The 1068-nt window shown below is 68.6% G+C and carries 1 protein-coding gene; it reads left to right on the top strand.

Annotation, left to right across the window (positions count from 1 at the left end; genetic code table 11):
- Nucleotides 1–119: 119 nt before the first annotated feature.
- On the top strand, nt 120–1068 hold a 949-nt coding region (locus tag I3F58_RS29170), incomplete at its 3' end, for an IS481 family transposase (protein ID WP_240111720.1).

The raw sequence follows: 1068 nt of genomic DNA, 5'->3' as shown, positions 1-1068 counted from the left end.
TGTTCTGTCCCGGGAGGTTGTGGACGGTGACAGGGCTCACGGCTGATCGATCTTGAAATGGGTGAGGGCCTTCTGGCCTGGTGTGGATTGCGACGTCTACACCTGACCGAAAGGCCCTCGTGCCCCACCGTAATGCACCCCTGACCGAGACCGGCCGTCTGCGTCTGGCCCGCTGTGTGGTCGAGGACGGCTGGCCCCTGCGCCGGGCCGCGGAACGCTTCCAGGTCTCACCGACCACGGCCAAGCGCTGGGCCGACCGCTACCGGCGACTCGGCGAGGCCGGCATGAGCGACCGCTCCTCCCGCCCGCACACCAGCCCGCGCCGCACCCCGACCCGCACCGAGCGCCGCATCATCAAGGTCCGACTCCTGCGCCGCTGGGGACCAGCCCGCATCGCGCACCTGCTGCACCTGGTGCCCTCGACCGTGCACCGCGTGCTGGCCCGATTCGGCCTGGCCCGCCTCACGCACCTGGACCGGGCCACCGGCCGCGTCATACGCCGCTACGAACGTGAACGTCCCGGCGAGCTGGTCCACGTGGACATCAAGAAACTCGGCAACATCCCCGACGGCGGCGGCCACAAGGTCCTGGGCCGCCAGGCGGGACGCAAGACCCGCTCAAACGCCGGTTACAGCTACCTGCACACCGCCGTCGACGACCACTCCCGCCTGGCCTACAGCGAGATCCACGCGGACGAGAAGAAGGAGACCGCCACCGGCTTCTGGACCCGGGCCCAAGCGTTCTTCACCACCGCCGGGATCACCGTCGAACGTGTCCTGACCGACAACGGCTCCTGCTACCGCTCACGGGACTGGCGCGATGTGCTGACAGCGGCCCAGATCACCCACAAGCGAACCCGGCCCTACCGGCCGCAGACCAACGGCAAGGTCGAACGCTTCAACCGCACCCTGCTCGACGAGTGGGCCTACGCCCGCCCCTACCGATCAGAACAGGAACGACGCGACGCCTTCCCCGGCTGGCTGCACACCTACAATCACCACCGCGGACACACCGCGCTGAAGGGCCAACCACCTGCCAGCCGCGTTCCCAACCTCACAGGGCAATACA

Origin of the sequence: Streptomyces sp. MUM 203J (assembly GCF_022414595.1) — a bacterium.
Lineage (GTDB): Bacteria > Actinomycetota > Actinomycetes > Streptomycetales > Streptomycetaceae > Streptomyces.
The sequence above is the reverse complement of the archived record's forward strand: the minus strand, read 5'-3'. Positions and strand labels throughout refer to the sequence as shown.